This is a genomic window from Pseudomonas sp. (genome assembly GCF_049300855.1).
Taxonomy (GTDB): domain Bacteria; phylum Pseudomonadota; class Gammaproteobacteria; order Pseudomonadales; family Pseudomonadaceae; genus Aquipseudomonas.
This window is the reverse complement of record NZ_JBAQKH010000037.1, coordinates 1-3,957: the sequence shown is the minus strand read 5'-3', so window position 1 is coordinate 3,957 and position 3,957 is coordinate 1. Positions and strand designations below refer to the sequence as shown.

The window sequence follows — 3,957 nt, the reverse complement described above, 5'->3', positions numbered from 1 at the left end:
TCTGGTGGCAGTGGTTCTGGTGACAATGGTTCTGGTGGCAATGGCTCTGGTGGCAACGGTTCTGGCGGCAGTGGTTCTGGTGGCAGTGGCTCCGGTGGCAATGGCTCTGGTAGCAATGGTTCTGGTGGCAATGGTTCTGGTGGCAATGGTTCTGGTGGCAGTGGTTCTGGTGGCAACGGTTCTGACGGCAATGGTTCTGGTGGCAACGGTTCTGGTGGCAACGGTTCTGGTGGCAGTGGTTCTGGCGGCAATGGTTCTGGTGGCAGTGGTTCTGACGGCAGTGGTTCTGACGGCAACGGTTCTGGCGGCAATGGTTCTGGTGGCAACGGTTCTGGTGGCAGCGGTTCTGGTGGCAATGGTTCTGGTGGCAACGGTTCTGGTGGCAGTGGTTCTGGCGGTAACGGCTCTGGTGGCAGTGGTTCTGGTGACAATGGCTCTGGTGGCAGTGGTTCTGGTGACAATGGCTCTGGTGGCAATGGCTCTGGTGGCAATGGCTCTGGTGGCAACGGTTCTGGCGGTAACGGCTCTGGCGGTAACGGCTCTGGTGGCAGTGGTTCTGGTGGCAGTGGTTCTGGTGGCAGTGGCTCTCAGGGCGGCAACCGTGTTAAAGGCGACAGCAGTTCTCAAGGTGGTAATGGCTCTCAGGGCGGCAACCGTGTTAAAGGCGATAGCGGCTCTCAAAGCGGTAACGCAAAAGATAATGCAACAAAACAAGGCAATAAATTGCCTAATACTGCAACGCATTATCCTGCATCTATTTTAATTGGTCTTTCGACATTCCTAATTGGTGTGTTACTATTTATTCGTCGTAAAAACGCAAAATAAAAAAATCATCCTTCCATCTAAAAATACATGAAACAGATTATAAAGTGAAACTTTAATCAGTGGGGATTTTGTTCATCCCCCACTGATTATTAGCCTTCACCAATCGGGCTTTTACGGGCAGCAGGGCTCCCACCTAACTTCTTAGCTCCAGCCGAATTTTGAAGTGGGAGTTTTACTACCTGGCAAATAGCGGGATAAAACTAAAAAGACTTTGATTGCATTTTATTATGCAATCAAAGTCCTTTTTGTCATCTAGTAGAAAGAGTATTAATACGCTTTTCCCCAATACACCATCTGCTTCGCTTTTTTACTACAGCAAATACATTCGTCAGCTAAACTTTCTTGTTCGAACGGAATACAACGTGAAGATACTCCAACTTCTTCTTTTAATTTTTCTTCACAAGCTAGTTCTCCACACCACATCGCTTTAATAAAACCTTGCTTTTCATCAGCCGCTTTTTTCATCTCTTCGAAATTCGTCACACTATACGTATTCTCATCGCGAAATACTTTTGCTTTGCTAAATAAAGAATGGTGAATTTCCTCAAGTAGTACTGGAATGCGTTCTTCTAATTGATCCATTGATATAAACTCTTTTTCTTTCGTATCTCGCCTTACAAGTACAACTTGATTCTTTTCAATATCCTTTGGACCAACTTCTAATCTAATTGGAACACCCTTCATTTCATACTCATTAAATTTCCAGCCAGGTGTTTTATTGCTAGCATCTATTTTTACACGTGCAACCTTCTGAATACGTCCTTGCAACTCTGTTGCTTTTTCTAACACACCTTCTTTGTGCTGAGCAATAGGAACGATAACAACTTGTACTGGAGCGACTTTCGGTGGCATTACAAGTCCGTTATTATCGCTATGAACCATAATAAGTCCACCTATCATTCTTGTTGATACACCCCAAGATGTTTGATGTACGTATTGCCATTTACCGTTACGGTCTAAAAACTTAATATCAAATGCTTCAGAGAAACTCGTTCCAAAGTTATGAGATGTTCCTGTTTGAAGTGCTTTTCCATCATGCATTAAACTTTCAATCGTATAAGTTGCCTTCGCTCCTGCAAACTTTTCTTTTTCTGTTTTTTGCCCTTTAATAACCGGAATCGCTAAATACTCTTCACAAAAAGCAGCATATAGATTTAAAATATTTAATGTTTCAATTTGAGATTCTTCTGCCGTTTCATGAATCGTATGACCTTCTTGCCATAAAAATTCAGTTGTACGAAGGAATGGTCTCGTCGTCTTCTCCCAACGAACTACTGAACACCACTGGTTATATAACTTTGGTAAATCATTATATGATTGAACAATTTTTGAAAAATGCTCACAGAATAGAGTTTCAGATGTAGGACGTATACAAAGTCTTTCCGCCAATTTCTCATCTCCGCCATGAGTAACCCATGCTACTTCAGGAGCAAATCCTTCAACATGATCTTTCTCTTTTTGTAATAAACTCTCTGGAATAAACATTGGCATGTACACATTTTCATGACCAGATTCTTTTAATTTTTCATCCATCACTTTCTGCATATTTTCCCATAATGCATAACCGTATGGACGTAAAATCATACAACCTTTCACACTTGAATAATCAACAAGCTCCGCTTTTTTTACAATATCGGTATACCACTGAGCAAAGTCTTCTTCCATTTTCGTAATGGCTTGTACTTGTTCTTTTACCATAGTTATTCTTCCTCCTTTAGAAAATAGAAAAAGCCCGCGTCCCCAAATAGGGACCGAGCTTTGTCGGCGTTACCACCCTGATTCATACACAAAAAAATTGAGTATGCTCTCTTTTTGATAACGGGAATTTCCCGCTGCATATGCAGAACTCAAAGGTAGGTTCCATATCGCCTCTTTAAGAATCTTCCAGCCAAAAGGATTCTCTCTCTGCAAAAAGGTAAGACATGTACTATTCCTTTTTCATCGTTATAACAAAATAAATTTGTTGAATATCATAATATAAATTTTATTTCAAAACAAGAGCCAATTTTCTTATTTTTATACATTTTTTTCAATTATCACTGTTTTATACGTAACTTTTCCGAACTATTTTTACAAGTTGATGAGCAACCATACCAATTAGTGTACCAATTAAAACGAAGAAACAAATAAATCCGTATCCCATTCCTTCCCAACCACCAATAGCGATCATTGTTACAGGAAAGAAAGCTAAACAAAGAAGTACTAAACTAAGTGCAAATATAATATCAAACTGTTTATCTGGAAAACGTTTCTTTAGTAAATATGACATAAAAAATACAAGGAGAACGGTGACTCCACCAATGATGTAAAAGATACCAAATCCATCTAGCCAATCCATAGTATTCCCTCCTTCCATTCATTCCCTTATACTTATTATATGTTTAATTTTTCTGAAAATAAATAACGAAATTTTATTCAAAAATATATTTTTATTACCAGGTATTAATAGTAATATACAAGAATAGGTTTTATATAATCAGGAGGGAAACTTTATGGATAAAGCATTAACAAATCGCGTCATTATTTTATCTTTCGACTGCTTATCAGCTTTAGATTTTCCTATATTACAAAAACTACCTAATTTCCAAACTTTAATAAAAAAGGGTGCGATTGCGAAAAAAGTGGAGCCAATTTATCCTTCTGTAACATATCCAAGCCACTCAACAATCGTAACCGGTAATTATCCTAATAAGCATGGCGTTGTCAGCAATACATTACTTCAACCAGGACGTGATTCACCAGATTGGCATTGGTACCGAAAGTCCATTAAAGGAACAACTTTATATGATGAAGCACGCAAAGCAAATTTAACGACAGCAGCCCTTCTATGGCCTGTTACTGGAAGAGCAAATATCGATTACAATTTACCGGAAATTTTTCCAAATAGACCGTGGCAAAATCAAATTTTAGTTTCATTATTTAGCGGTAGCCCGCTATATCAATTAGATTTAAATCGTCGTTTCGGCCATATACGAAATGGATTGTCACAGCCTGAGCTTGATAATTTCGTCCTTGCTTCTGCCGTACATACAATTCAGACGAAAAAGCCTAATGTTATGTTTGTACATTTTACTGATTTAGATACTCAAAGACATTACCATGGCTTCGAGTCTGAGGAAACAGTAGCTGCAA

5 protein-coding genes and 1 other annotated feature are annotated in these 3,957 nt (G+C 39.3%); of the genes, 3 read left to right on the top strand and 2 right to left on the bottom strand.

Annotation, left to right across the window (positions count from 1 at the left end):
* Together WA225_RS20170 and WA225_RS20165 are read left to right on the top strand one after the other, a co-directional pair.
* A partial coding sequence (locus tag WA225_RS20170) for a hypothetical protein (RefSeq protein ID WP_422609294.1) occupies nucleotides 1–763 on the top strand: 763 nt, incomplete at its 5' end.
* Nucleotides 724–825: an LPXTG cell wall anchor domain-containing protein gene (locus WA225_RS20165; protein ID WP_422609293.1), complete on the top strand. Its 102-nt coding sequence runs from the start codon at nucleotides 724–726 to the stop codon at nucleotides 823–825. The genes WA225_RS20170 and WA225_RS20165, both read left to right, overlap by 40 nt.
* Nucleotides 826–1,092: 267 nt before the next feature.
* Here the strand turns inward: WA225_RS20165 and proS are convergent, their stop codons facing one another.
* Together proS and WA225_RS20155 are read right to left on the bottom strand one after the other, a co-directional pair.
* Nucleotides 1,093–2,523 carry a proline--tRNA ligase gene (proS, locus tag WA225_RS20160; RefSeq protein WP_422609292.1) on the bottom strand — a complete coding sequence of 477 codons (1,431 nt, stop codon included), beginning with the start codon at nucleotides 2,521–2,523 and terminating at the stop codon, nucleotides 1,093–1,095.
* A 45-nt stretch (nucleotides 2,524–2,568) separates the two neighbouring features.
* Nucleotides 2,569–2,776: a binding site (T-box leader), on the bottom strand.
* 93 nt (nucleotides 2,777–2,869) lie between these two features.
* Entirely contained in the window at nucleotides 2,870–3,163 is a 294-nt protein-coding gene (locus tag WA225_RS20155; RefSeq protein ID WP_002124993.1) for a YesK-like family protein, read from the bottom strand.
* A gap of 154 nt (nucleotides 3,164–3,317) precedes the next feature.
* Between WA225_RS20155 and WA225_RS20150 the strand changes: the two genes are divergently transcribed.
* A partial coding sequence (locus WA225_RS20150; protein ID WP_422609291.1) for an ectonucleotide pyrophosphatase/phosphodiesterase occupies nucleotides 3,318–3,957 on the top strand: 640 nt, incomplete at its 3' end.